Source organism: Kitasatospora sp. NPDC087271 (genome assembly GCF_044744605.1).
Classification (GTDB): Bacteria; Actinomycetota; Actinomycetes; order Streptomycetales; family Streptomycetaceae; genus Kitasatospora.
The window spans coordinates 701,638-723,316 of sequence record NZ_JBIUYQ010000002.1; the positions used below are offsets into that span (position 1 = coordinate 701,638).

A 21,679-nucleotide genomic window follows, 5' to 3' on the forward strand; every position below is an offset into this window, starting at 1 on the left:
CGGCGCTGCGGGCGGGCCGGGGCCCGACCACCCCCCCCCCCCCCCCCCACCCCCCCCCCCGCGCGGCCGCCCCCCCCCCCCCCCCGGGGGGCCCCCCCCGGCGGGGGGGCCCCCCCCCACGACAAGTCTCCCCCGACCACTAACAGGGGGGAACTACGCCGTTCCACCAGAGGTAGTTCTGGGCGCTGTATGCGTCACCGAAGTAGCTGCCGTCGGCCAGGTAGTGGTCCAGGTGGTTCCACTTGGGGTCGCCGTTGACGGTCTGCCCGAAGCCCCAGCACAACATGTTTGCCTTCTGGTCCGCGTAGCCGCGGCCCTTCAGGCTGCAGCTCTGCGACGCGCAGCTCCGAAGGCCCACTCCACCGTCTCGGGTGTCGTAGCCGCCCCAGACATCCGCTTGGGCCGTCCCGCTCCCGATACCGACTGCCGCGAGGCTCAACATCGCTGTGGCCACGGCGGTTGCCATCCTTCGCATGATCCCTCCCTAGTTCTCACCTTGGCTCCCGCTCATCGGCAGGGGCCCTCAAGGGCAAACATGTGCGGGCAAGCCCACTGAATAGCATGCATGTTTGCTTACGGTGAGAATGGCGCCACATCGAGATCAAGTACAGCGAGATTTTGCGCCGTGCGATGCCAACAAGCCGACGTCGAAGGGCAATTCGATGACCGTTCGATGGCAGATCGAATCGGGGTGAAGATGCCTATGGGTCGCATCGAGTGCAGACGATCGGAATCCATGCCAAACCGATCAATCGAGCTGCTCGACGCCCTGAGCGAGCGTCGGCGATCAGCTCGTGGCCCAATGGAAACGTCCCCTCCGAGTGCCTCGCGGACCATGGAAAAGTCCGGCACGGAATGGCTCATTACCGATGTGTCGGTGCTTCGAGGTGACGGCGATGGGAGATCAGGCGAGACCCCGGTCCTGGTGGGAAATGCCGGACCTGACGGCTGGGCGTGTCGGTGGAAGCGAGACGTCCGGCAGCAGCAGTGAAGGAGTAGAGACTGCATGCGGGCTGTGTCATTGCCACCCCTGGAGACGGGATTCAAGTTCGGATGACCGAAATATGATGCTTTAATGCTTGGTCGACACTTGGTTTTATGGGATCTAAGTCGGAAAGCGTCCCCAATGTGGCTTCTTCGAGTGAGCCGCAGGGTTTCCGGGACCTGCTCGCGGGTGAAGCAGCCGAATGTGCGGCGGTGCCGTCCGTCGTCGTCCTCGCGGGCACCTTGGAGCCAGCCCTGTCAGGTCATGCCTGACTGAGCAGGCTCAAGAGTTAGGGCCGACGGTGAGGAGCGGCACGTCGTAGAGGCCGGGGTTCGCGGCCGGGTCATGGTGGGTCCGGCGCCGCGGGGCACGCTTCGGGCCGCGATCGCGGCCCGAAGACGATCAGCGTCGAGGTCTCCCCGGTTCAAGGCGGCGTAGAGGGAAGCGTGCGAGCGCCGGTGCTCCGGCGCCAGGGCCAGCTCGACCAGGGCGCGGACCGGACCATCGGCGCACAGCAAGGCATCCGAGAGCTCCAACAGTCCGAAGACCGCCGCCCCGATGTCGTCGCCGCCGGATACCGCGTGGCCGGCCTCCGCACGGGCGACGAGGACGTCCTGACCCTGAGGGGGAGGTGCTCCGCCCCTTAGGGGAGATCCTCCGCGGCGTCATACCGCAGCAGCAGACGGGCTCGTCATTCCAGCTCATAGCCCTTGGCGCGTAGGCCCGTTACGTTGAGCAGGTGTCCACTGCTGTCATCAAGACGGACGGCCTCACCAAGAGGTTCCCCCGGGTCACCGCCCTCGACCAGCTCACCGTCGAGGTGCGGCCCGGGGTGGTCGGGCTGGTCGGGGCCAACGGGGCGGGCAAGTCCACCCTCATCAAGATCCTGCTCGGCCTCGCCCCGGCGACGTCCGGCCGCGGCGAGGTCCTCGGCCTGGACGTCGCCACCCGGGGCCCGGAGATCCGCGAACGGGTCGGCTACATGCCCGAACACGACTGCCTGCCCCCCGACGTGTCGGCGACGGAGTTCGTGGTGCACATGGCGCGGATGGCGGGGCTGCCGGCCACCGCCGCCCGTGAGCGCACCGCGGACACCCTGCGGCATGTCGGCCTGTACGAGGAGCGGTACCGGCCGATGGGCGGGTACTCGACCGGCATGAAGCAGCGGGTCAAGCTCGCCCAGGCGCTGGTGCACGACCCGAAGCTGGTGCTGCTGGACGAGCCGACCAACGGCCTCGACCCGGCCGGCCGGGACGAGATGCTGGGCCTGATCCGCCGGGTGCACACCGATTTCGGGATCTCGGTGCTGGTCACCACCCACCTGCTCGGCGAGCTGGAGCGCACCTGCGACCACCTGGTCGTGATCGACGGCGGCAAGCTGCTGCGCTCCTCCTCCACCGCCTCCTTCACCGAGGCGACGGCCGTCCTGGCGGTCGAGGTGACGGACCACCCGCAGGACGCCGTCCCGGAGCCGGGCGACGCCGTCCGCGAACGGCTGGCCGCCGCCGGGCTGTCCGTCCAGCCGGAGGGCTCGCACCTGCTGCTGGTCCGGCTGGCCGGCGACGACACCTACGACACCATCCGCGACACCGTCGCCGGCCTGGGTCTCGGCCTGGTCCGGCTGGAGCAGCGCCGCCACCGGGTCGCCGAACTCTTCACCGACGAGAACAGGGGAGGGACGGACGATGTCGCTGCCTCCTGACACCAGGTCCGCCGACACCGGCGTCATCCACGACATCGGCTACCGCGGCTACACCGGGCCCCGGCTCGGCCGGGCCTACGCCACCCGCTCGCTGTTCACCCAGAGCCTGCGCGCCGCGTACGGGCTCGGGCGCTCCGGCAAGTCCAAGGTGCTGCCGATGCTGGTGCTCGGCGTGGTCACGATGCCGGCCGTGGTCATGGTGGCGATCGCGCTCGCCACCAGCGCGAAGGAGCTGCCGCTGGACTACCCGCGGTACCTGTCCTCGTTCGTGCTGGTCGTGTCGATCTTCCTGGCCTCGCAGGCGCCGGTGCTGTTCTCCCGGGATCTCCGGCACCACACCGTCCCGCTGTACTTCTCCCGCCCGATCACCCGCGCCGACTACGTCCGGGCCAAGTTCGCCGCCATGGTCAGCGCCCAGTTCCTGCTGATGGCGGCGCCGTTGCTGGTCCTCTACATCGGGGCGCTGCTCGGCGGGCTGGACTTCGGGCACAACACCGGGCACTTCCTGTCCGGCCTGGTCGCCGCCCTGCTGTACTCCCTGGTGCCGACCTCGGTGGCGCTGGTGGTCGCCGCCGCGACCCCGCGCCGCGGCTTCGGGGTGGCCGGGATCATGGGCTACCTGGCGATCAGCACGGCCGTGGTGGCGATCCTGACCCGGATCGGCACCGCCACCGAGCTCACCGTCCCGGACTCCGCCCAGTGGATCGCGCTGCTGTCGCCGAACGACCTGGTGGAGAGCCTGACCAACCAGCTCTTCGACGTCGGCGGGATGGACGGCCGGATGCACGCGCCCGGCGGGCTCGGCGTGGTCGTCTTCACCGCCGCCGTCCTCGCGATGGTGTCCGGCTCGTACGGGCTGCTGCTGCGCCGCTACCGCAGCGTCTGATGAACCGAGGAGTTTGAGAGGGCGTCATGGCCACCATCACCATCGACAAGGTCTCCCGCTGGTTCGGGAACGTGGTCGCCGTCAACGACATCAGTATGACGATCGGCCCAGGCATCACCGGCCTGCTCGGTCCGAACGGCGCGGGCAAGTCGACCCTCATCCACATGATGAGCGGCTTCCTCTCGCCCTCCAGCGGGGCGGTCACCCTGGACGGCGCGCCGATCTGGCGCAACCAGCAGGTGTACCGGCAGATCGGCCTGGTCCCGGAGCGGGAGTCGATGTACGACTACCTGACCGGCTGGGAGTTCGTGCTCGCCAACGCCGAACTGCACGGTCTCGCCGACCCGGGCGCCGCCGCCCGGCGCGCCCTGGACCTGGTGGAGATGGCCTACGCCAAGGACCGCCGCACCGGGACGTACTCCAAGGGCATGAAGCAGCGGGTCAAGATGGCCTCCGCGCTGGTCCACGACCCGGCCGTGCTGCTGCTCGACGAGCCGTTCAACGGCATGGACCCGCGCCAGCGGCTCCAGCTGATGGAGCTGCTGCGCCGGTTCGGCGCGGACGGCCGGACGGTGCTGTTCTCCTCCCACATCCTGGAGGAGGTCGAGCAACTGGCCCGGCACATCGAGGTCGTGGTGGCCGGCCGGCACGCCGCCTCGGGCGACTTCCGGAAGATCCGCCGGCTGATGACCGACCGGCCGCACCGCTACCTGGTCCGCTCCAGCGACGACCGCCGGCTGGCCGCCGCGCTGATCGCCGACGGCTCCACGACCGGTGTCGAGGTGGACGCGCGGGAACGGGCGCTGCGGATCGAGGCGGTGAACTTCCAGGGCTTCACCACCCTGCTGCCCCGGGTCGCCCGGGAGGCGGACATCCGGCTGTACACCGTCTCGCCGGCGGACGAGTCGCTGGAGAGCGTCTTCTCCTACCTGGTGTCCGCGTGAGGCCCGGCGTCCGCGTGAGGCCCGGCGTCCGAGCCACCGAACTCCCGTACCGGACCCAGGAAAGGGCCGACCGACCATGAACCCGACCGTCGCCAGGCTGACCCTGCGCGGCCTGCTGGGCCGCCGCCGCGGCCTCCTGCTGCTGGTGGTCCCCGCCCTGCTGCTGGTCATCTCGGCCGTCGCGAGCGGCACCGCCAGCGGGAACGAGCACGACCTCACCGTCAAGATCCTCGGGCAGCTCGGCCTCGGCACCCTGGTGCCGATCCTCGGCCTGGTCGTCGGCACCGGCGTGATCGCCACCGAGATCGACGACGGCTCGATCGTCTACCTGCTGGCCAAGCCGCTGCCGCGGTGGAAGATCGTCACCACCAAGCTGGTCGTCGCGATCGGCACCACCTGGGTGTTCGCCGCCCTCCCGACGCTGCTCTGCGGCCTGCTGCTGATCGGCACCAGGGACGGCATCGCGCTCGGCTACACCGTGGCCGTGCTGGTCGCCGGGGCGGCGTACAGCGCGCTGTTCCTGCTGCTCGGCGTGGTCACCCGGCACGCGGTGGTGGCCGGGCTGGGGTACGCGCTGGTCTGGGAGTCGCTGATCGGCAACTTCGTGTCGGGCGCCCGGACGCTGAGCGTCCAGCAGTGGGGCCGGTCGGTGGCCGAGGCGGTCGCCGGGGACGCCGCGATCGGCGCCGACGTCTCGCTCGGGGTGGCCGTCCCGCTGCTGCTGGCGGTCACCGTGGCGGCGACGGTGCTGGCCTCGGTGAAGCTGGCCGGACTGACCCTGGCCGCCGAGGAGTAGCCGGACGGGGCCGACCCGGGGCAGTCGGGGCCGACCGGGGGCAGTCGGGCCGACCCGAGGCAGTCGGGGTCGGCCCGAGCGGAGGTGCTAGCCGAGCGTCCGGTTGCGGCCCGCGCCCCAGCCGGCCGCGCCGACCACGGTGGCCAGCACCAGCATGAGCACCAGGGTGGCCGTCCAGCCGCCGGTGAGCTGGTGCAGCGCGCCGGCGCCGACCGGGCCCGCCGCCGCGACCAGGTAGCCGACCGCCTGCGACATCCCGCCCAGCTGGGCGGCGCCGGCCGCGCTGCCGGTGCGCAGCACGATGAAGGCCAGGCCCAGGCCCAGCGAACCGCCCTGGGCGACGCCCAGGATGGTCGCCGACACCCAGGCGCCGGACACCGGCGCGATCAGCAGCAGGGCGATGCCGAGGCCGTTCAGCCCGGCCATGGCCACCGCCAGCCCGCGCTGGCGGGTCATCCGGCCGGCCAGCAGCGGCACCAGGAAGGCGCCCGCGACCTGCACCAGGTTGGAGAAGGCGAAGACCAGACCGGCCTCGCCGCGGTCCATGCCGTGGTCGGCCAGGATGGTCGGCATCCAGGCGACCAGGGTGTACACCAGCAGCGACGAGATGCCCATGAAGAGGCTGATCTGCCAGGCCATCGGCGAGCGCCAGATGCCCTCGATCGGCTTCTCGGCCACACGACCGGCCACACGACCGGCCGCAGGACCGGCAGGGGCCGCTGCCCCGGACGCCGCTGCCCCGGACGCCGCTGCCCCGGACGCCGCCGCCCGCTCCTGCCGGGAGCGCAGCACCTGCGGCAGCCAGGCCACCGCGGCGATCAGCGCGAGCAGCGACCAGGTGCCCAGCGAGGCCTGCCAGCCGCCGCCGAGGGCGTGCTCCAGCGGCACCGACAGACCGGCCGCCAGGGTCGCGCCGACCAGCATGGTGGTCGAGTAGACGCCGGTCATCGCCGCCGCCCGGTCCGGGAACTCCCGCTTCACCAGGCCCGGCATCGACACGTTCAGCACCGCGATGGCCACGCCGATCACCACGCAGCCCGCGTACAGCGCCGCCACCGAGGGCAGCACCCGCAGCAGCACGCCCGCGCCCAGCACCAGGACCGCGCCCAGCACCACCCGTTCGGTGCCGAACCGCCGGGTCAGCCGGGGCGTGAGCGGGGCGCCGACGCCCTGGAACAGCACCGGCACGGTGGTGATCAGTCCGCTCGCGGTGGCGGAGAGTCCGAAGGTCCGCTGGATCTCGCCGACCATCGGCGACACCGCCGCCAGGCAGGCGCGCATGTTCAGCGCGACCAGCAGGATGCCGGTCAGCAGCAGCGCGGGGTGGGCCAGCCGGGTGCGGACGGGAAGCGGGAGGGACGTGGTGGCAACCGGCTGCTGGGCACGGGTGACGGCCATGGGTGTGCTGTTCTTTCGTGAATGTGCGAGAGGGCGCGGAGGACGGAAGGGAGGCGGGTGCCTACGTCACTTCCGGGCCGCGATGGCCGCGAGGAGCTGCTCGACGGCCGCGGTCGGCTCGGCGAGCAGCGCACGACACGCGGCCTCGGCACGGTCCGGGTCGCCGCTCTCGATCGCGTCGACCAGCGCCGCGTGGGTGGCCACGGCCACCTCGGGCATGTCGTGGTCGCCGAAGGCCGAGGTCATCGACTCGCGCACGGAGGCGCCGAAGTAGCGGTAGACCTCGGTGAGCGCCGGGTTGTGCGCGGCCTCGACGATGGCGGTGTGGAACTCCAGGTCGTGCTCGACGGTGGCCTCGCGGTCGGTCCGCTCGGCGTGCGAGGCGATCACCTCGGCCTCGCGGGCCAGTGCGGCCCGCATCCGCTCGACGTCCTCGCGGGTGTGCCGCAGCGCGGCCAGCCGGGCGGCCTCGGTCTCCAGTGCGGCCCGGACCTCCAGGACGTCCCGGATGCCCGAGCGCTGGACGCCGCGCAGGACGGCGGCCGGGTCGCTGGTGGAGCGGACGAACGTCCCCTCGCCCTGGCGGGAGACCAGCATGCCGGCGTGCACCAGCACCCGGATCGCCTCCCGGACGGTGTTCCGGCCGACCTGGAGCCGCTCGGCGAGTTCGTGCTCGGTGGGGATCTGCGATCCCACCGGCCAGACGCCGCCGGCCAGTTGTTCGCGCAGCTGGTCGATCGCGGTGTCCACCAGGGAGCGCCGTCCGGCCGCCTGGAGGCTGTTGCCGTCGTTGGTCATGCCGGTACTCCCTTCGTTGTCGGTCACCGCGCCGCTGGTCAACGTCGGTCATCGGTCATCCTACAACCGCTTGCCCGGTCATCCTACAACTGGAGGTGAACCCCCGCCGAACACTACGGCGAGGTCGGGAGGAGGAGGGCCTAGACGCCCGGGTAGAGCTGTTCCAGGACGACGGCGACGCCGTCCTCGTCGTTGCTCGCGGTGACCTCGTCGGCGACGGCGAGCAGTTCCTCGTGGGCGTTGGCCATCGCCACGCCGCGGGCCGCCCAGCCGAACATCGGCACGTCGTTGGGCATGTCGCCGAAGGCGATGGTGTCGGCCCCGCGGACGCCCAGGCGGCGGGCGGCGACGGCCAGCCCGGTGGCCTTGGACAGGCCCAGCGGCAGCAGCTCGACCACTCCGGCGCCGGCCATCACGACGCCGACCAGGTCCCCGGCGACGCGGCGGGCGGCCTCGGCGAGCGCGTCGTCGGTCAGGCCGGGGTGCTGGATGTAGAGCTTGCTGACCGGGGCGTCGAGCAGCTGGTCGCGGTCGACCCGGACGACCGGGAGGTCGGAGCCGATCAGCAGCTCGTAGCCGGGGCCGGCCAGCACCTGGCCGTCCAGGCCGTCCTGGTTGGCGGCGACGGCCAGCGGGCCGGTCTCGGCCTCGATCTTGGCGATGGCGAGCGCGGCGAGCCGGCGGTCCAGGGTGAGGGAGGTGAGTAGCCGGTGCGCGCCGGCGTCGTACACCTGGGCGCCCTGGCCGCAGACGGCTATCCCGGTGTAGCCGATCTCGTCGAAGACCGGGCGGGCCCAGGCGGCGGAGCGGCCGGTGACGACGATGTGCAGCGCGCCCGCGCCGGTGGCCGTGGCCAGGGCGGCGCGGGTGCGCTCGGAGACGGTTTCCGTGCTGGTCAGCAGGGTGCCGTCGAGGTCGGTGGCGACCAGCCGGTAGGGCAGGTCGCCACCGCTCGGGCGCTCACCGCTCGGGCGCTCACCGTTGGGGGAGACGGGGCTGGGGCTGGTGGTGCTCATGGGCCGTACGTCTCCCGGGAGTTGCGGGTGGTGCGGGTGGCGCGGTGCTACTTGACCGGTTCGAGGACGGTCCGCCCGCCGAGGAACGGCCGCAGTGCCTCGGGCACGACCACCGAGCCGTCGGCCTGCTGGTGGTTCTCCAGGATCGCCACGATGGTGCGCGGGACGGCGACCAGGGTGCCGTTCAGGGTGGCCAGCGGGCGGGTCTTGCCCTCCTCGCGCATCCGGATGGCGAGCCGGCGGGCCTGGTACTCGGTGGTGTTGGAGGTCGAGGTGACCTCGCGGTACTTGCCCTGGGTCGGGATCCAGGCCTCGATGTCGAACTTGCGCGCGGCCGAGGCGCCGAGGTCGCCGGAGGCGACGTCGATCACCCGGTAGGGCAGCTCCAGCGCGTTGAGGAAGTCCTTCTCCCACTGGAGCAGGCGGCGGTGCTCGTTCTCGGCGTCCTCGGGAGTGGTGTAGACGAACATCTCCACCTTCTCGAACTGGTGGACGCGGATGATGCCGCGGGTGTCCTTGCCGTAGGTGCCGGCCTCGCGACGGAAGCAGGACGAGTAGCCGGCGTAGCGCAGCGGCAGCTTCTCGGCGTCGAGGATCTCGTCCATGTGGTACGCGGCGAGCGGGACCTCGCTGGTGCCGACCAGGTACCGGTCGTCCTCGGCGAGGTGGTACACGTTCTCGGCGGCCTGGCCGAGGAAGCCGGTGCCGTCCATGGCGGCGGGCCGGACCAGGGTCGGGGTGATCATCGGGATGAAGCCGGCCGCGGTGGCCTGGGCGATGGCCATGTTGACCAGGGCGAGCTCCAGCAGCGCGCCGACGCCGGTCAGGTAGTAGGAGCGGGCGCCGGCGACCTTGGCGCCGCGCTCGGTGTCGATCGCGCCCAGGATCTGGCCGAGCTCGACGTGGTCGCGCGGCTCGAAGCCCTCGGCGGCGAAGTCGCGCGGGGTGCCGATCTCCTCCAGGGTGACGAAGTCCTCCTCGCCGCCGACCGGGGCGGCCGGGTCGATGAGGTTCGCCAGCGAGCGGAGCAGGCGATCGGCCTCCTCCTTGGCCGCGCCCTGCTCGGCGTCCGCGGCCTTGACCTCGGCGGCCAGCTCCTTGGTGCGCTGCAGCAGGGCGGCCTTCTCCTCGCCCTTGGCCTGGGCGACCTGCTTGCCGAGCATCCGCTGCTCGCTGCGCAGTTCGTCGAAGCGACTGCCCGAGGACCGGCGCCGTTCGTCGGCGGAGAGGAGGGCGTCGACCAGGTCGACGTCCTCGCCACGGACGCGCTGCGAGGCGCGCACTCGGTCAGGGTCCTCACGAAGCAGGCGAAGGTCAATCACAGGCCCAAGCGTACCGGGCGGAGGCTCATCCACCGGTACGGGTTTTCCCCTGGGGATAACCGCCCGGATCCTGTGGATAACTTCTGTGGGGAACGGGCGGGGCCGGGGTTATCCACAGGATCCGGGCGGTGCCTGTGGATTGAAGGGGAGGTTGGCCCTCCGATCACCGAAGCCAGGGAATTGAGGTTTCAAACCTCATTTGACCTTCTCGGGTGAGGGAATTGAAGCACTCATACGGGTGATTTGCTGGCACACGGGTGACTCTGGTCCGATTAGTCATCTCTACGCCGCTAACCAATGATCCGACCGAAACCTGCAGTGGCTATACCGGTTTGTCGACTCATCCCCAGGCCTGTGGATAACTTTCGGCTGTGGATAGTCCCCGCCCCTGTGGATGGCGGGTTCCGGCGCCGCGGGCCCCTGTGGACGAAGGGTGCGGTCACCCGCCCCCTTCCGTCCGGCCGGGAGGAAACGATCGGAAAAGGGCGGAAAGACAAAGGGCATCGATCAGATGTCGTCACGATGCCCTCGCGTGGATCAGATGTCGCCGCGCCCGTCGAGGCACCGGGAGAGCCAGTCGGCGGCGGCCGTGAAATCGTCGTCCGAGGTCCCCGGCCGCCGGTGCGTGGAGACCTGCCGGTCGGCGCGCGGATAGGAGCCGAGGAACCGCACCTGCGGGCTGATCCGCTTCAGCCCCATCAGGGCCTCCGCCACCCGGCGCTCGGACAGGTGCCCCTCGCAGTCGATCAGGAAGCAGTAGTTGCCGATGCCCTCGCCGGTCGGCCGCGACTCGATCCGCATCAGGTTGACCCCGCGCACCGCGAACTCCTGGAGCAGCTCCAGCAGCGCGCCCGGGTGGTCGTCCGGCAGCCAGACCACCATCGAGGTCTTGTCCGCGCCGGTCGGCGAGGAGACCCGGCCCGGGCGGCCGACCAGGACGAACCGGGTGGTCGCGGTCTGCGCGTCCGCGATGTCCTTGACCAGCGGGTCCAGGCCGTAGATCGGCGCCGCGAACTCGCCCGCGAACGCCCCGTCGTAGCGGCCCTCGGCGACCAGCCGGGCGCCGTCCGCGTTGGAGGCGGCCGACTCCCACTGCGCGTCCGGCAGGTTGGCCGCCAGCCAGCGGCGCACCTGCGCCTGGGCCACCGGGTGGCTGGTCACCGTCTTGACCCCCGCCAGGTCGGTGCCCGGCCGCACCAGCAGCGCGAAGGAGATCGGCAGCAGGACCTCACGGTAGATCATCAGCGGTGCACCGGCAGCGAGTTCGTCATTGGTCGCGGTGACGGCGCCCTCGACCGAGTTCTCGATCGGGACGAACGCCCCGGAGGCGTCCCCGCCGCGCACCGCGTCCAGCACCAGCGGTACCGAGGCCAGCGGCACCAGCTCCCGGGTCGCGGCCTCGGGCAGGGTGCGCAGCGCAGCCTCGGTGAAGGTGCCGGCCGGGCCGAGGTAGGTGTAGCGGGTGGCCGACATGACGCCTCCGTGGGAAACAGGGGGGAACCTGGGCAGGGGTGTTGCCGAAGAAGTCACCATAACGACTCCGCCCGCCGGCCAGGAAAGCGTTTCGGTGGCCGGGAGCGGAGACCGCCGGGACCGGAGACCGCCGGGGGCGTGCTACTCGAAGAGCTGCTGGCCGAGGTAGCCGCCGGCCGGGACGCCCGGCGGCACCGCGTACAGGCCGCTGGCCTCGTGCCGCAGGAAGCGGGAGAGGCCGTCCCCCCGGGCCAGCTTGCGCTGCACCGGGGTGAAGCCCTTGCGCGGGTCGGCCTGGAAGGCGAGGAAGAGCAGCCCGGCGTCCGGCGAGCCGTCGGGCAGCAGGCCGTCGTGGTACGAGAACCCGCGCCGCAGCATCGCCGCCCCGCCGTTGGCGGCAGGGGCGGCCACCCGGACGTGCGCGTCGGCGGGGATCGCCAGCGCGCCGTCCGGGCCCTGCGCGGCCAGGTCGACGGGGGTGCGCTCGCCGGCCCCGGCGGGTGCGCCGAGCGGCGCGCCGTCCGACTTGCGCCGCCCGATCACCCGCTCCTGCCGGTCGGTCGGCAGCGCCTCCCAGTTGTCCAGCAGCATCCGGATCCGCCGGAACACCAGGTACGAGCCGCCGGCGAGCCAGGCCGGCTGGTCCGGCCCGGCGGTGCAGAACACCTTGGCGGCGAAGCCGTCCTCGCCCGGCCGGGGGTTGTTGGTGCCGTCGATCTGGCCCATCAGGTTGCGGCCGGTCATCGGGCGCGCGGTGGCACCCGGCGTACGGGCGAAGCCGGCCGACTGCCAGCGCAGCGCCGCCGTGCCGGCCGCCTGGCGTTGCAGCACCCGCAGCGCGTGCACGGCCACCAGGGCGTCGTCGGCGCCGATCTGGACGAACAGGTCGCCGTCGCCGCGTGCGGGGTCGAGCGCGTCGGCGGGGAAGGGCGGCAGCGGTTCGAGCGCCTGCGGGCGGCGGTCGGCCAGCCCGGCCTTGTCGAACAGGGCGGCGCCGAAGCCGACGGTGAGGGTGAGCGAGCAGGGGCCGGCGTCCAGCGCCACCTGGTTGTCGGCGTCCTCGGCCGGCTCCCCGGCGGTCAGCCGCTCGGCGGTCTTCGTCCAGCGCTGGAGCAGGGCGCGCAGCCCGTCCCGGCCGGCGCCCTCGGCCAGGTCGAAGGCGGCCAGCTGGACCCGGGCCTGCTGGGGTTCGAGGATGCCGGCCTGGTGCTCGCCGTGGAACGGCACCCGGGCCGCGCCGAGCGCGCCGCCCGGCCCGGCGGCGGGCGCCGCGCCGGGGTGGCGGTCCAGGGCGACCGCCCCGGCGACGCCGGCTCCGGCGCCGGCCAGCAGCCCGGCGCCGGCGGTGCCGAGCAGGGCCCGCCGGGTGAAGCCGGCGCGGCCGGGCGCCTGAGCACCCTGTGCTGCGGGCCTCGGCACCGTGGCCCGGTCCGCCGTGGTGCGGTCCGCCGTGGTGCGGTCCGTCGAGGTGTGCTCCATCGCGGTCAGCCGATCTTGAACTGCTGGGTCGGGGTGGTCTGGTCGATGTCGGAGGAGCGGATCTGCACCGACACCACCCAGGTGCCGGCCAGCGGCAGCTGCGCGGTGCCGCTCCAGCGGCCGGTGCCCTCCGGGGTGAGCGCCACCGGCAGCGGGCCGAGGTCGCGGTCCGGCAGGGTGAAGGCGAGCTGCACCTCGGGGACGTCCACCGGCTGCCCGTCCGCGCCGGTCAGCGCGAGGTGCACCTCGTTCGGACCGGTCCGGGCCGGGTTGAGGGCGACGGTCGCCGTCCCCTTGGCGTTCGGGGTGCGGCCCTTGGTGTCGTACGGGAGCTTGAGCTCCACGGTGCGGCCCGGCTCGGTCTGCGGGGCGGGCGCGCCCCCGGCGGCCGGTCCGGCGGCGGGTGCGGCGGCACCGGCCTTGACCTCGCTCGCCACCCGCCCGGGCGGGGAGTTGGTGAGCATCGTGGTGACCACCAGCACCGCCACCGCGACCAGTGCCTCGACCAGCACCGAGCGGCGCAGCCCGGCCCGGGTCGGGGTCAGTCCGCGCTCGCGCCCGGCGCTCTCCCGGGCCGCCTGCTGGCGGGCCAGCTGGGCCTGCCGGAGCGGGTCCTCGGAGTGCGCGGCGGTGACGCCGACCGGCTCCGGCACAGCGGCCGGCTCGACCTCCGCCGCCTCGGCCGGGGCCGCGCGCAGCCGGGCAAGCCAGGTGCGGGAGAACCAGGCGGCGCCGAGCATCACGGCCACGCAGCCGGTCTTCACCAGCAGCAGCCGCCCGTACTCGGTGCCGGTCAGCGCGCCCCAGCTGCCGAGGCCGCGCCAGGACTGGTAGACGCCGGTGGCGGCCAGCACCGCGACCGAGCCGAAGGCGACCTTCGAGAACCGGTCGACGACCTGCGCGCCGACACCCTCGCGCAGCGCGACCAGCAACGCGGCCAGGCCGCCCAGCCAGAGCGCCATCGCGATCAGGTGCAGCATGCCGAGCGGCAGCGACAGCCAGACCTGGATGCCGACCGAGGCGTGGTCGGCGCCGACCCAGGTCGCCGCCAGGGCGATCGAGAGCACCAGCCCGGCGACGCCGAGGCCCAGCCGGGCCTCGCGCTGCGGCCGCTCGGCGGCGCGCTGCTCCAGCTCCCGCAGCTCGGCCTCCTCGGCCTCCTCGTCGCCCGCGCCTCCGGCGCTCCCCGTGCTCCCGGCGCTCCCCGTGCTCCCGGCGCCGCCGGGCCGCACCGCCGGCCGGGCCGGCTGCCCCAACTGGCCGACCAGCAGCGACAGGAACACCCCGCTCGCCGCGAGCAGCAGCAGCCGGGCGGCCAGCGCGGTGCCGATCCGCTCGTCCAGGGTGGCGCGCACCAGCGACAGGTCGAGGGCCTTGCCGATCCCCGAACCGCGCTCGTACGGGCCGCGCAGCATCAGCACCGCGACGGTGGAGGCCAGCAGCGCCGCCCAGCCGGTCATCAGCAGCCGCTGCATCCGGCGCCGGGCGGCGCCCTCCGGCCAGCAGATCAGCACGAACGCGGCGACGCCGGCGAGCAGCGCGAACGCCGCGTACGCGACGGTGCGCCCGGTGCCGTAGAGAGCGGAGACCAGGCCGTCGGCCTTGGCGCCCTGGAGCGCGGTGGCGGACACCGAGGTGTCCGAGGGCGCGCCGATGGAGAAGGTGAACGCGCCGCCGATCGGGTGCGAGTCCTCCGAGACGGCCCGCCAGGCGACGGTGTACGTGCCGTTGGCGAGCCCGCTGTTCAGTCCGACCCGGGCGGTGTCCGCCTTGCCGTCGGCGTGCCCGGGGTTGCCGGTGTCCACCGCCTTGCCGGCCGGGTCGAGCACCCGCACCGAGTCGCTGGACAGCGACACGGACTCGCTGAAGGTCAGCGTGACCGCCTGCGGGGCGGTGGCGACCACCGAGTTCTGGTGCGGGTCGGTGGACTCCAGGGTGGCGTGCGCGGCGGCCGGTCCGGCGCCGGCGAGCATCAGCGCGAGCAGCGCGCCGAGCGTCCCGAGCAGTCCGGCGATGCGGCGGTGGGCGGCCTTCTCCATGCTGGCGGTCCCCTTAACTCTGGCCGGGGCGGTAGGTGAGCTCCTTGACCGGCACCTTGACCGACAGGGTGCCGGACTTGGCGAAGGTCAGGTCGAGCTCCAGCTCGTCGCCGAGGGCGGGGGCCTTCTGCCATCCCATGATCATCAGGTGGGTACCGCCGCGGGCGAACTCCAACGCGCCGTGCGCGGGCACGTCCAGGCTCGGGACCTGCTCCATGCTCGACGGGGTCGAGCGGTGCATGGTGACGGACTCGGCGCCCGGGCTGCTCACCTTGACCAGCTGGTCCTGCCCGCCGTCGTTGCGGACGGTCAGGTAACCGGCGGCCATCCCGCCGGCCGGGGGCAGCGGGATGTAGGAGTCGGCGACGCTCAGCTTCGCCGCCCCGCCGCCGGCACCGCCCTGCCCGCCTGCCCCGCAGGCGACCAGGATGGCGCCGCCGCCCAGTGCCGTCGCCAGTACCGCGCCCGTGAGCGCCGTCCGCCGGAAGCCGAGGGTCGCGCGGCCGGCCGGGGCGTGGCCGGTCGAGGCCTTCATGCCGCGACCCCCTTGGCGAGCAGCGGCAGGTCGTGCTCGTAGGTCTTCTCCTCGGTGCCGCTCAGGTAGAGCACGTGCGCCTTGTCGTCCGAGGGGAGGAAGGCCAGCACCTGCGCGCCGTGGGTCGAGGTGACGGTGCCGTCCGCGTTGACCACCGGGTCCTCGATCATGATGCCGAGCGACCTGGCGGCCGTCTTCACCTTGGCCAGGTCGCCGGTCAGGCCTATGAAGTCGCTGCCCATCGAGTCCAGCCAGGTGCGCAGCACCTTGGGGGTGTCGCGCTGCGGGTCGGTGGAGACGAAGACGACGTTGACCTTCTGCCGCTCCTCGGCCGGGAGCGCCTTCATCGCGACGCCGATGTCGCCCATGGTGGTCGGGCAGACGTCCGGGCAGCTGGTGTAGCCGAAGAACAGCAGCGTGGTCTTGCCGTTGGTCTGCTGCCGCAGGTCGTACGGCTGGCCGGAGGTGTCGGTCAGCTGGAGGTCGGGCTTCTCGAAGTTCTTGGTGAGCACCGTGCCCTGGTACGGCGAGTCGGACTTCTGCTGGACGACCTTGGCGGCGGTCGAGCCGCCCCCGGAGGAGCCGCAGGCGGTCAGCGTCAGGGCGGCGGCGAGCGCGACGGCGGCCGCGCCGGCCAGGCGGGTGGTGCGGGTGGTGCGGAGCATGGGAGATCCGATCGTGCGGGGTGGGACCGCCGGCGGGACCGTACCCGGGGCGTGGGTACGGCCCCGCCGGCGGGGTGGGTCAGGAGGCGGAGCCGCTGCTCCGGCGGCGCAGGCCGAGCACGCCGACGGCGGTGCCGATCACGCCGACCACGATGCCGACCACGCCGAGCACCCGGGCGGTGGAGTCGCTGGACTTGGCGCCGGCCGGGGCCGCGGCGTGGTCGGAGCTGTCGCCGTGGGCGCCCGCGGAGGGGGAGGCGGTGACGCCGCCGTGGGCGTCCTCACCGGCGGCGGCCTTGGTGAGCTTCAGGACGGGGGCCGGGTGGGCCGGCTCGGGCTGGCCGTCCTTGGACTCGTCGATCCAGCGGACGATGTCGCCGTTGTCGTAGGTCTGCAGGGTCTTGAAGACCATGCTGTCGGCGTCGGACGGCAGCGGGCCGATCGAGACCCGGAACTCCTGGAACTGACCGGGGGCGATCTTGGTGCCGGCGTCGGCGGTCCAGGTGATCTTGGAGACGGCCTCGTTGACGTCGCTGCCGTGCACCTTGATCGGCTTGTCGAGCTTCGCCTTCTCGACGGTCGCGGTCCAGCCCGGCAGCGGCAGGGTGCGGACGGAGGCCAGCGGGTGGTCCAGCGGGAGGTTGACCTCCAGCTTCACCGTGCCGGCGGCGTCGCTCTCGTTCGGCACCCGGAAGTCGACGGCCGTGTAGCCGCCCTGGGCGGCCGCACCCGGGTTCACGGTGACGTGCGCGAACGCGGGACCGGCCAGCGCCACCACGGAGGCGGCGGCGGTGAGGGCGACGGCGGCGAGACGGCGGGTGGGAAGGGAACGCATGATGCGGTGTCTCCGATCGGAGCTCGGCGGACCGGCCCGCGTCCGGGCGACGGGAAGACCGTGCCTCGGCGGGGCCGCGCGTGGGGACGTGCTGGGGACGTGTGGGGGCGGAACGGGGCCGTCGGCGTGTCGGGGACACACGGGATGTCGGGGACACGCGGGACCGGCCCGGGACGCTGCGCACGACCGGGGCCCGACACGAACGGGGCGCCAGGAGCCGGATCAGTACGCGAAGGCCCCGAGCGGCGGACCGCGCCGCACCACGCTGTGCCGCAGCGCGGCACCCGCCGGAAGCGGACTCTCCCCGCCCCGGACGCCGAACCGGCGGGCCGGACCGGCCGCGCCGAACAGGCCGCGCAGCAACGCCGCCACCAGCACCAGCGCCGACCGCAGCGGTGCCGCCCAGTGCTCCCGGGCCGCCGACGCGGTCACCCGCACCAGCCGCCACAGCGCCGCCTCACCGCGCCGCAGCCACCAGCCCGCGACCAGCGCGGCGGCCAGGTGCCCGGCCAGCATCGACGGCGTCATCCCGAACACGCCGCCCTGCCACCACGGGGCGACGGCGTACGCGTTCGGGTCCAGGCCCGCCGAGGAGACCAGCTGCTCGGCGGTCGGGCTCCCCAGCAGGCCGGCCAGCGTGCCGGGGCGCGCCTCGTTGCAGATCAGCCGGCCCGCCACGGTCGGCAGGGTCAGCGAACCGGAGCCGCCGTGGTGCATGCCGGCCATGCCGCCGATCGCGGCATGGCCGTTGAAGCTGTGGAACAGGCAGTGCAGCCCGAGTTGCCCCGCGCCCAGCGCACCGGCGATGGCCGTCAGCGAACGCTCCCGCCCACCGCAGGCCACCGCGAGCACCAGCACCGCGGCGAAGCCCGTCGCCAACGCGGCCGGCGGCACGTTCCCGCCACCCGCCAGGGCGTGCCCGGCGGCCGCTATCAACGTGCACACCAGGGCGAACGGGACGGCCCGGGCAAGCCGCAGGTCCCAGGCGGCGGCCCCCACCGGGGCATCCGGTGCGAGGGCGCCCGGGAGCGGGGCGGCGGGGAGGGCAGTCATGGCCGAGACATCATCTCACCGCCTACCTCGCCCGCGTGGGCAGGGTGGGAAATCCCTACGAATGCCCCGTTCGGCAGCGGCGTGCAGGCCGGATAGTGCGCCACTCGGCACAATCCACGGCCTCAGTCCATCCGCCGAACGGGCGGCAGCGGGCCCCGGGCACGGTTCACCGCCGAATCGCCCGGAGATACCTAGTTGTATGTGGAGCCGCAGCCAGGAGGGACCTCCCGTGGACATCTGGTGGACTCTGCACCTCAAGCGCGACCCGGCCAGCGTCCCGCTGGCCCGGCGCATCCTGCTCGGTGCCATGGCGACGGCGGGCGTCGACCCGCAGATCGCCCACGACCTCGGCGTCGCCCTCAGCGAGGCCTGCGCCAACGCCGTCGAGCACGGCGCCTGCGGGCGGCCCGACGGCGGCTTCCAGGTCACCGCCTCGATCAGCGGCGACCGCCTGCGGATCGAGGTCACCGACTCCGGCCCCGGCCTGCCCGGCCCCGTCGGCACCCCCGCCCCGGCGCTGCGCCGCCGCCCCGTCCCCCCGCCGCCGCCCCGCCCGGCCGCGCACCGCCGCCCCCGCCGCGGCCGCGCCACCGTCCCGGCCCGCGTCCTCACCGGCCACCAGCCCCGGCGCGACGGCCACCCCTACGACACCCACGTCCTCCCCGCCCGCCCCACGGCGCCCACGCTGCGGCCCGTGGACCTCGACACCCTCCCGGACCTCACCGCCGAATCCGGCCGGGGCCTCTTCCTCATCCACGCCCTCACCGACCACGTCCAGCTCCGCAACCACCCGCTCCGGGGCGCCATCGTGAGCTTCGACAAGATCCTCAAGTGGCAGGACGGCGCCTTGTTGCGGGCAGCGTCCTGACACGGCGAACCGATGACGACGAACCGATGACGACGAACTGATACGACGAACGCCGGGGGCGCGGACCGCGGTCCGCGCCCCCGGCGTTCACCCGGGTGCAGGGGTCAGCTGTGCGCGCCGGCCTTGCGGCGGCGCAGGACGAACACGGTGCCGGCGCCGGCCGCCAGGACGGCGGCGCCGCCGAGGGCGATCGGCAGGGTGTTGGAGTCGGCACCGGTCTCGGCCAGGTGCGGGCCCGCCGACGGCGAGGCGGAGGCCGAACCGTGGCCGGCGGCCGCGGGGGTGCTGCTGGCGCCACCGGCCTCGGCGACCCGGAACTTGCCCTCGAAGGGGTTGTAGAACTGGGTGCAGGCGTTCGGCTTGTCGTTGGCCGGGGTGGGCACCTTGTCGTTGTCGAACGCGTCGGAGCCGGCGTCGTAGTTGGCGCCGTAGTTCCCGACCGGGGCCTTGGCGGTGGCGGCGATCCGGACCTGGTAGGTGATCTTCTCGCCCTTGGCCAGCTTGATGTCCGGCGACTGGAGGTCGCGGTCGTCGAGCTTTGCGGGCTTCCAGCCGGAGCCGGTGTTCAGCTGCACGTCGAAGAACTCGGTGCTCCACTGGACGGGGTAGTCCCCGTCGAACTCGTCGGTGACGTAGAGCGAGTTGTGGACGACGGGCAGATCGACGCCGCTGTTGTTCTGCCAGGTCACGCTCAGCTCGGCGGCCGGTCCGCCCTTGACCAGGGTGGTGCCGTACAGGCCGGAGCCGGTGACCTTGAGCAGCGGGCTCTGGTAGACGCCGCCGTGGCATCGCATGCTGTTGGTCGGGGTCGGCATCGGCAGGGTGGACGGCCGGTTGGTGGGGGTGGCCGTCGCGGTGTGGCTGGGGGTGGTGCTCGGAGTCGCCGTGGCGGGGGCGCTCGGGGTGGTGCTCGGGGCCGGGGTGCTCGGCGCGGGGGCGCTCGGGGTGGCCGTGGTGGAGGTGGGGGGCGGGGAGGAGGGGACTCCGACCGCGCTCGCGCTGACGGCGCCGACCGTGGTGCCGAAGGAGAGCGCCATCAGCGCGGACGCGGCCAGAAGGCGAGAAGAGCGCACGTTGAGAAGCTCCAGATTGGGGTAAATGGGGTTGATTTCGGGCGACTTGAGGCCTCCGGCAGGGCCGTCGGCGCTGGTCGCGCCCGCGAACCCTACCGGTTGCGGATGGCTGGTTTCGATCGGATTTGGCGCTAAGTGATCGATGCTGCCCAGCACGCCTGTTCGGCCACCGGTTGCCGGGGTGGCCGGAGGGCCGGACGATGGCCGCATGAAGCACCAGATGCGAGCCGAGTACGGGGCCGGGGGTGCGACCAACGGGGTGCGGTTGTGGCACATGGTCCGGGGGGTGGAGAGCGTGGCGATGTGCGGCCGGGAGCTCGACCCGGGCGCGCAGGTGCGGGAGCCGGTGGACTGGGGCAAGACACCGGAGCTGTGCTGCCACACCTGCGGGGCGTACTACCTGCGCGAGACGCCGTACCTGTCGGCCGAACACCAGTAGTGCGGCTAGTGCGTCAACGGGTGGTCTACCGTGATCGGCATGGAGCAACCCCTCGCCCGGCCACGGTCGTTGACCCGTGAGGCCGCCGGGCTGCGGTCCGGCGCACCGGGCCTGTCCGAGCACGTCGACCGGTTCTGCGGGCTGGTCGAGCGGGTGGATCCGCTGATCCACGCGTTCGTCCCGGAGCCGGGGCGGCACGAGCGGCTGCGCGCGCAGGCGCGGGCGCTGGCCGCGCGGTACCCCGAGCCGGCCGGGCGGCCGCCGCTGTACGGGGTGACGGTGGGGGTCAAGGACATCGTGCACGTGGACGGGCTGCCCACGCACGGCGGTTCGGCGCTGCCGCCTGGAGTCCTGGCGGGGCCGCAGGCCGTGGTGGTGGACCGGCTGCGGGCGGCCGGGGCGCTGGTCGCCGGCAAGACGGTGACCGCCGAGTTCGCGGCGAGCGCGCCGGGACCGACCCGCAACCCGCACCATCCCGGGCACACCCCGGGCGGCTCCAGCAGCGGGTCGGCGGCGGCGGTCGCGGCGGGGCTGGTGCCGCTGGCGGTCGGCACCCAGACGGTGGGATCGGTGATCCGGCCCGCCGCGTACTGCGGGGTGGTGGGCTTCCGACCCACGTACGGGCGGATCCCGACGGCCGGGGTGATCCCGAACGCGCCGAGCTTCGACACCCTGGGGGTGTTCACGGCCGACCTGGCCGGGGCGGCCCTGGCGGCCGCACTGCTCTGCGACGACTGGCGGGGCGACGACTGGCGGGGCGGGCCGGCGGCCGGGGGCCGGCCGGTGCTCGGGGTCCCGGACGGCGCGTACCTGGAGCGGGCCGAGCCGGCGGCGCTGCGCGCCTTCGAGGAGAGCCTGGAGCGCCTGGCGCAGGCCGGCCTGACGGTGCGCCGGGTGCCGCTGTTCCCGGACTTCGCCGGGATCACCCGGCAGTTGCAGACGATCAACCGCTTCGAGCTGGCCCGCGGCCACGCCGACTGGTTCGCCCGGTTCGGCGGCCTGTACCGGCCGGAGACGGCGGCGAGCATCCGGGTCGGCCAGGGCGTCGCGGCAGAGGACCGGGCGGCCGCGCTCCAGGCCCGGGAGCGGTTGCGCGAGCGGGTCGCCCGGGCGACCGCCGAGGCCGGAGTGGACCTGTGGCTGGCGCCGTCGGCGACCGGCGGGGCGCCGGAGGGCCTGCACACCACCGGGGACCCGGTGATGTCGCTGCCGTGGAGCTACCTGGGCCTGCCCGCGTTGAGCCTGCCGGCCGGGCGGACGGCGGAGGGGTTGCCGCTGGGCCTCCAGGTGGTCGGCGCGGCGGGCGGCGACGAGCGGCTGCTGGCCCAGGCGGCTTTCCTGGAAGGGGCGCTGGGCGGAAAAGCCTAGGAGCC

Annotated in this window: 21 protein-coding genes; 7 read left to right on the top strand and 14 right to left on the bottom strand. The window is 73.4% G+C overall.

The genetic code is table 11. The features are described from left to right. Positions 1–139 precede the first annotated feature (139 nt). On the bottom strand, positions 140–286 hold the full coding sequence (locus ACIO9K_RS06260; RefSeq protein ID WP_400327385.1) for a hypothetical protein: 147 nt from the start codon (positions 284–286) through the stop codon (positions 140–142). A 956-nt stretch (positions 287–1,242) separates the two neighbouring features. Further along, positions 1,243–1,521, bottom strand: coding sequence for a transposase (locus tag ACIO9K_RS06265; RefSeq protein WP_400327387.1), 279 nt, complete (start codon positions 1,519–1,521; stop codon positions 1,243–1,245). Positions 1,522–1,724: 203 nt separating this feature from the next. On the opposite strand from ACIO9K_RS06265, the gene ACIO9K_RS06270 reads away from it, so the two are divergent. The 4 genes from ACIO9K_RS06270 to ACIO9K_RS06285 all read left to right on the top strand — a co-directional run bounded on the left by ACIO9K_RS06270 (position 1,725) and on the right by ACIO9K_RS06285 (position 5,313). Beyond that, positions 1,725–2,687, top strand: coding sequence for an ABC transporter ATP-binding protein (locus ACIO9K_RS06270; protein ID WP_363581494.1), 963 nt, complete (start codon positions 1,725–1,727; stop codon positions 2,685–2,687). Continuing rightward, a complete protein-coding gene (locus ACIO9K_RS06275; protein WP_363581492.1) occupies positions 2,671–3,573 on the top strand; it encodes an ABC-2 transporter permease in 903 nt (300 codons plus the stop codon). Before ACIO9K_RS06270 ends, ACIO9K_RS06275 begins: the two co-directional genes overlap by 17 nt. A gap of 26 nt (positions 3,574–3,599) precedes the next feature. After that, positions 3,600–4,517 carry an ABC transporter ATP-binding protein gene (locus tag ACIO9K_RS06280; protein WP_363621121.1) on the top strand — a complete coding sequence of 306 codons (918 nt, stop codon included), beginning with the start codon at positions 3,600–3,602 and terminating at the stop codon, positions 4,515–4,517. Positions 4,518–4,593: 76 nt separating this feature from the next. Next, a complete protein-coding gene (locus tag ACIO9K_RS06285) occupies positions 4,594–5,313 on the top strand; it encodes an ABC transporter permease (RefSeq protein WP_063348377.1) in 720 nt (239 codons plus the stop codon). An 87-nt stretch (positions 5,314–5,400) separates the two neighbouring features. Here ACIO9K_RS06285 and ACIO9K_RS06290 read toward each other — a convergent pair whose 3' ends face one another. The 11 genes from ACIO9K_RS06290 to ACIO9K_RS06340 all read right to left on the bottom strand — a co-directional run bounded on the left by ACIO9K_RS06290 (position 5,401) and on the right by ACIO9K_RS06340 (position 17,926). Next, positions 5,401–6,711 (bottom strand): CynX/NimT family MFS transporter, encoded by a 1,311-nt coding sequence (locus ACIO9K_RS06290; protein WP_400327390.1) that lies wholly within the window; start codon positions 6,709–6,711, stop codon positions 5,401–5,403. 66 nt (positions 6,712–6,777) lie between these two features. Further along, positions 6,778–7,509, bottom strand: a complete 732-nt coding sequence (locus ACIO9K_RS06295; protein WP_063351236.1) for a FadR/GntR family transcriptional regulator — start codon at positions 7,507–7,509, stop codon at positions 6,778–6,780. 140 nt (positions 7,510–7,649) lie between these two features. Continuing rightward, entirely contained in the window at positions 7,650–8,525 is an 876-nt protein-coding gene (locus tag ACIO9K_RS06300) for an HAD family hydrolase (RefSeq protein WP_363581484.1), read from the bottom strand. Positions 8,526–8,572: 47 nt separating this feature from the next. Next, complete coding sequence (gene serS / locus ACIO9K_RS06305) at positions 8,573–9,847, bottom strand: serine--tRNA ligase (RefSeq protein ID WP_400327393.1); 1,275 nt, start codon at positions 9,845–9,847, stop codon at positions 8,573–8,575. Between the two features lie 537 nt (positions 9,848–10,384). Beyond that, a complete protein-coding gene (pheA, locus tag ACIO9K_RS06310; RefSeq protein WP_363581480.1) occupies positions 10,385–11,320 on the bottom strand; it encodes a prephenate dehydratase in 936 nt (311 codons plus the stop codon). Between the two features lie 141 nt (positions 11,321–11,461). Next, on the bottom strand, positions 11,462–12,799 hold the full coding sequence (gene efeB, locus ACIO9K_RS06315) for an iron uptake transporter deferrochelatase/peroxidase subunit (RefSeq protein ID WP_400327395.1): 1,338 nt from the start codon (positions 12,797–12,799) through the stop codon (positions 11,462–11,464). A gap of 5 nt (positions 12,800–12,804) precedes the next feature. Further along, positions 12,805–14,838 carry a FixH family protein gene (locus ACIO9K_RS06320; RefSeq protein ID WP_400327397.1) on the bottom strand — a complete coding sequence of 678 codons (2,034 nt, stop codon included), beginning with the start codon at positions 14,836–14,838 and terminating at the stop codon, positions 12,805–12,807. A gap of 13 nt (positions 14,839–14,851) precedes the next feature. After that, complete coding sequence (locus ACIO9K_RS06325) at positions 14,852–15,373, bottom strand: copper chaperone PCu(A)C (protein ID WP_363581474.1); 522 nt, start codon at positions 15,371–15,373, stop codon at positions 14,852–14,854. Beyond that, positions 15,370–16,038 carry an SCO family protein gene (locus ACIO9K_RS06330; RefSeq protein WP_363581472.1) on the bottom strand — a complete coding sequence of 223 codons (669 nt, stop codon included), beginning with the start codon at positions 16,036–16,038 and terminating at the stop codon, positions 15,370–15,372. The genes ACIO9K_RS06325 and ACIO9K_RS06330 overlap by 4 nt, the downstream gene beginning before the upstream one ends. A gap of 79 nt (positions 16,039–16,117) precedes the next feature. Beyond that, the gene (locus tag ACIO9K_RS06335) at positions 16,118–16,873 is read right to left on the bottom strand and encodes a YcnI family protein (RefSeq protein ID WP_363581470.1); all 756 of its coding nucleotides are present in this window, start codon (positions 16,871–16,873) and stop codon (positions 16,118–16,120) included. Positions 16,874–17,095: 222 nt separating this feature from the next. Continuing rightward, the gene (locus tag ACIO9K_RS06340; RefSeq protein WP_400327400.1) at positions 17,096–17,926 is read right to left on the bottom strand and encodes a hypothetical protein; all 831 of its coding nucleotides are present in this window, start codon (positions 17,924–17,926) and stop codon (positions 17,096–17,098) included. A 229-nt stretch (positions 17,927–18,155) separates the two neighbouring features. Here ACIO9K_RS06340 and ACIO9K_RS06345 point away from each other — a divergent pair, with 229 nt between their 5' ends. Continuing rightward, positions 18,156–18,794, top strand: coding sequence for an ATP-binding protein (locus ACIO9K_RS06345; RefSeq protein WP_363621130.1), 639 nt, complete (start codon positions 18,156–18,158; stop codon positions 18,792–18,794). 104 nt (positions 18,795–18,898) lie between these two features. Here the strand turns inward: ACIO9K_RS06345 and ACIO9K_RS06350 are convergent, their stop codons facing one another. Beyond that, on the bottom strand, positions 18,899–19,867 hold the full coding sequence (locus ACIO9K_RS06350; protein ID WP_363621175.1) for an LAETG motif-containing sortase-dependent surface protein: 969 nt from the start codon (positions 19,865–19,867) through the stop codon (positions 18,899–18,901). A 208-nt stretch (positions 19,868–20,075) separates the two neighbouring features. Here ACIO9K_RS06350 and ACIO9K_RS06355 point away from each other — a divergent pair, with 208 nt between their 5' ends. Both ACIO9K_RS06355 and ACIO9K_RS06360 read left to right on the top strand, forming a co-directional pair. Beyond that, a complete protein-coding gene (locus ACIO9K_RS06355) occupies positions 20,076–20,306 on the top strand; it encodes a hypothetical protein (RefSeq protein WP_400327403.1) in 231 nt (76 codons plus the stop codon). Positions 20,307–20,345: 39 nt separating this feature from the next. Beyond that, positions 20,346–21,674 (top strand): amidase, encoded by a 1,329-nt coding sequence (locus ACIO9K_RS06360; protein ID WP_363621177.1) that lies wholly within the window; start codon positions 20,346–20,348, stop codon positions 21,672–21,674. Positions 21,675–21,679: the final 5 nt, after the last annotated feature.

Bases quoted from the DNA above. Each gene is read 5' to 3' on its own strand.
- ACIO9K_RS06285 (WP_063348377.1), top strand. From the start codon at position 4,594: ATGAACCCGACCGTCGCCAGGCTGACCCTGCGCGGCCTGCTGGGCCGC.
- ACIO9K_RS06335 (WP_363581470.1), bottom strand. From the start codon at position 16,873: ATGCGTTCCCTTCCCACCCGCCGTCTCGCCGCCGTCGCCCTCACCGCC.
- ACIO9K_RS06295 (WP_063351236.1), bottom strand. From the start codon at position 7,509: ATGACCAACGACGGCAACAGCCTCCAGGCGGCCGGACGGCGCTCCCTG.
- pheA (WP_363581480.1), bottom strand. From the start codon at position 11,320: ATGTCGGCCACCCGCTACACCTACCTCGGCCCGGCCGGCACCTTCACC.
- ACIO9K_RS06340 (WP_400327400.1), bottom strand. From the start codon at position 17,926: ATGACTGCCCTCCCCGCCGCCCCGCTCCCGGGCGCCCTCGCACCGGAT.
- ACIO9K_RS06330 (WP_363581472.1), bottom strand. From the start codon at position 16,038: ATGCTCCGCACCACCCGCACCACCCGCCTGGCCGGCGCGGCCGCCGTC.
- ACIO9K_RS06260 (WP_400327385.1), bottom strand. From the start codon at position 286: ATGTTGTGCTGGGGCTTCGGGCAGACCGTCAACGGCGACCCCAAGTGG.
- ACIO9K_RS06290 (WP_400327390.1), bottom strand. From the start codon at position 6,711: ATGGCCGTCACCCGTGCCCAGCAGCCGGTTGCCACCACGTCCCTCCCG.
- ACIO9K_RS06355 (WP_400327403.1), top strand. From the start codon at position 20,076: ATGAAGCACCAGATGCGAGCCGAGTACGGGGCCGGGGGTGCGACCAAC.
- efeB (WP_400327395.1), bottom strand. From the start codon at position 12,799: ATGGAGCACACCTCGACGGACCGCACCACGGCGGACCGCACCACGGCG.
- ACIO9K_RS06360 (WP_363621177.1), top strand. From the start codon at position 20,346: ATGGAGCAACCCCTCGCCCGGCCACGGTCGTTGACCCGTGAGGCCGCC.
- ACIO9K_RS06320 (WP_400327397.1), bottom strand. From the start codon at position 14,838: ATGGAGAAGGCCGCCCACCGCCGCATCGCCGGACTGCTCGGGACGCTC.
- ACIO9K_RS06325 (WP_363581474.1), bottom strand. From the start codon at position 15,373: ATGAAGGCCTCGACCGGCCACGCCCCGGCCGGCCGCGCGACCCTCGGC.
- ACIO9K_RS06300 (WP_363581484.1), bottom strand. From the start codon at position 8,525: ATGAGCACCACCAGCCCCAGCCCCGTCTCCCCCAACGGTGAGCGCCCG.
- ACIO9K_RS06280 (WP_363621121.1), top strand. From the start codon at position 3,600: ATGGCCACCATCACCATCGACAAGGTCTCCCGCTGGTTCGGGAACGTG.
- ACIO9K_RS06275 (WP_363581492.1), top strand. From the start codon at position 2,671: ATGTCGCTGCCTCCTGACACCAGGTCCGCCGACACCGGCGTCATCCAC.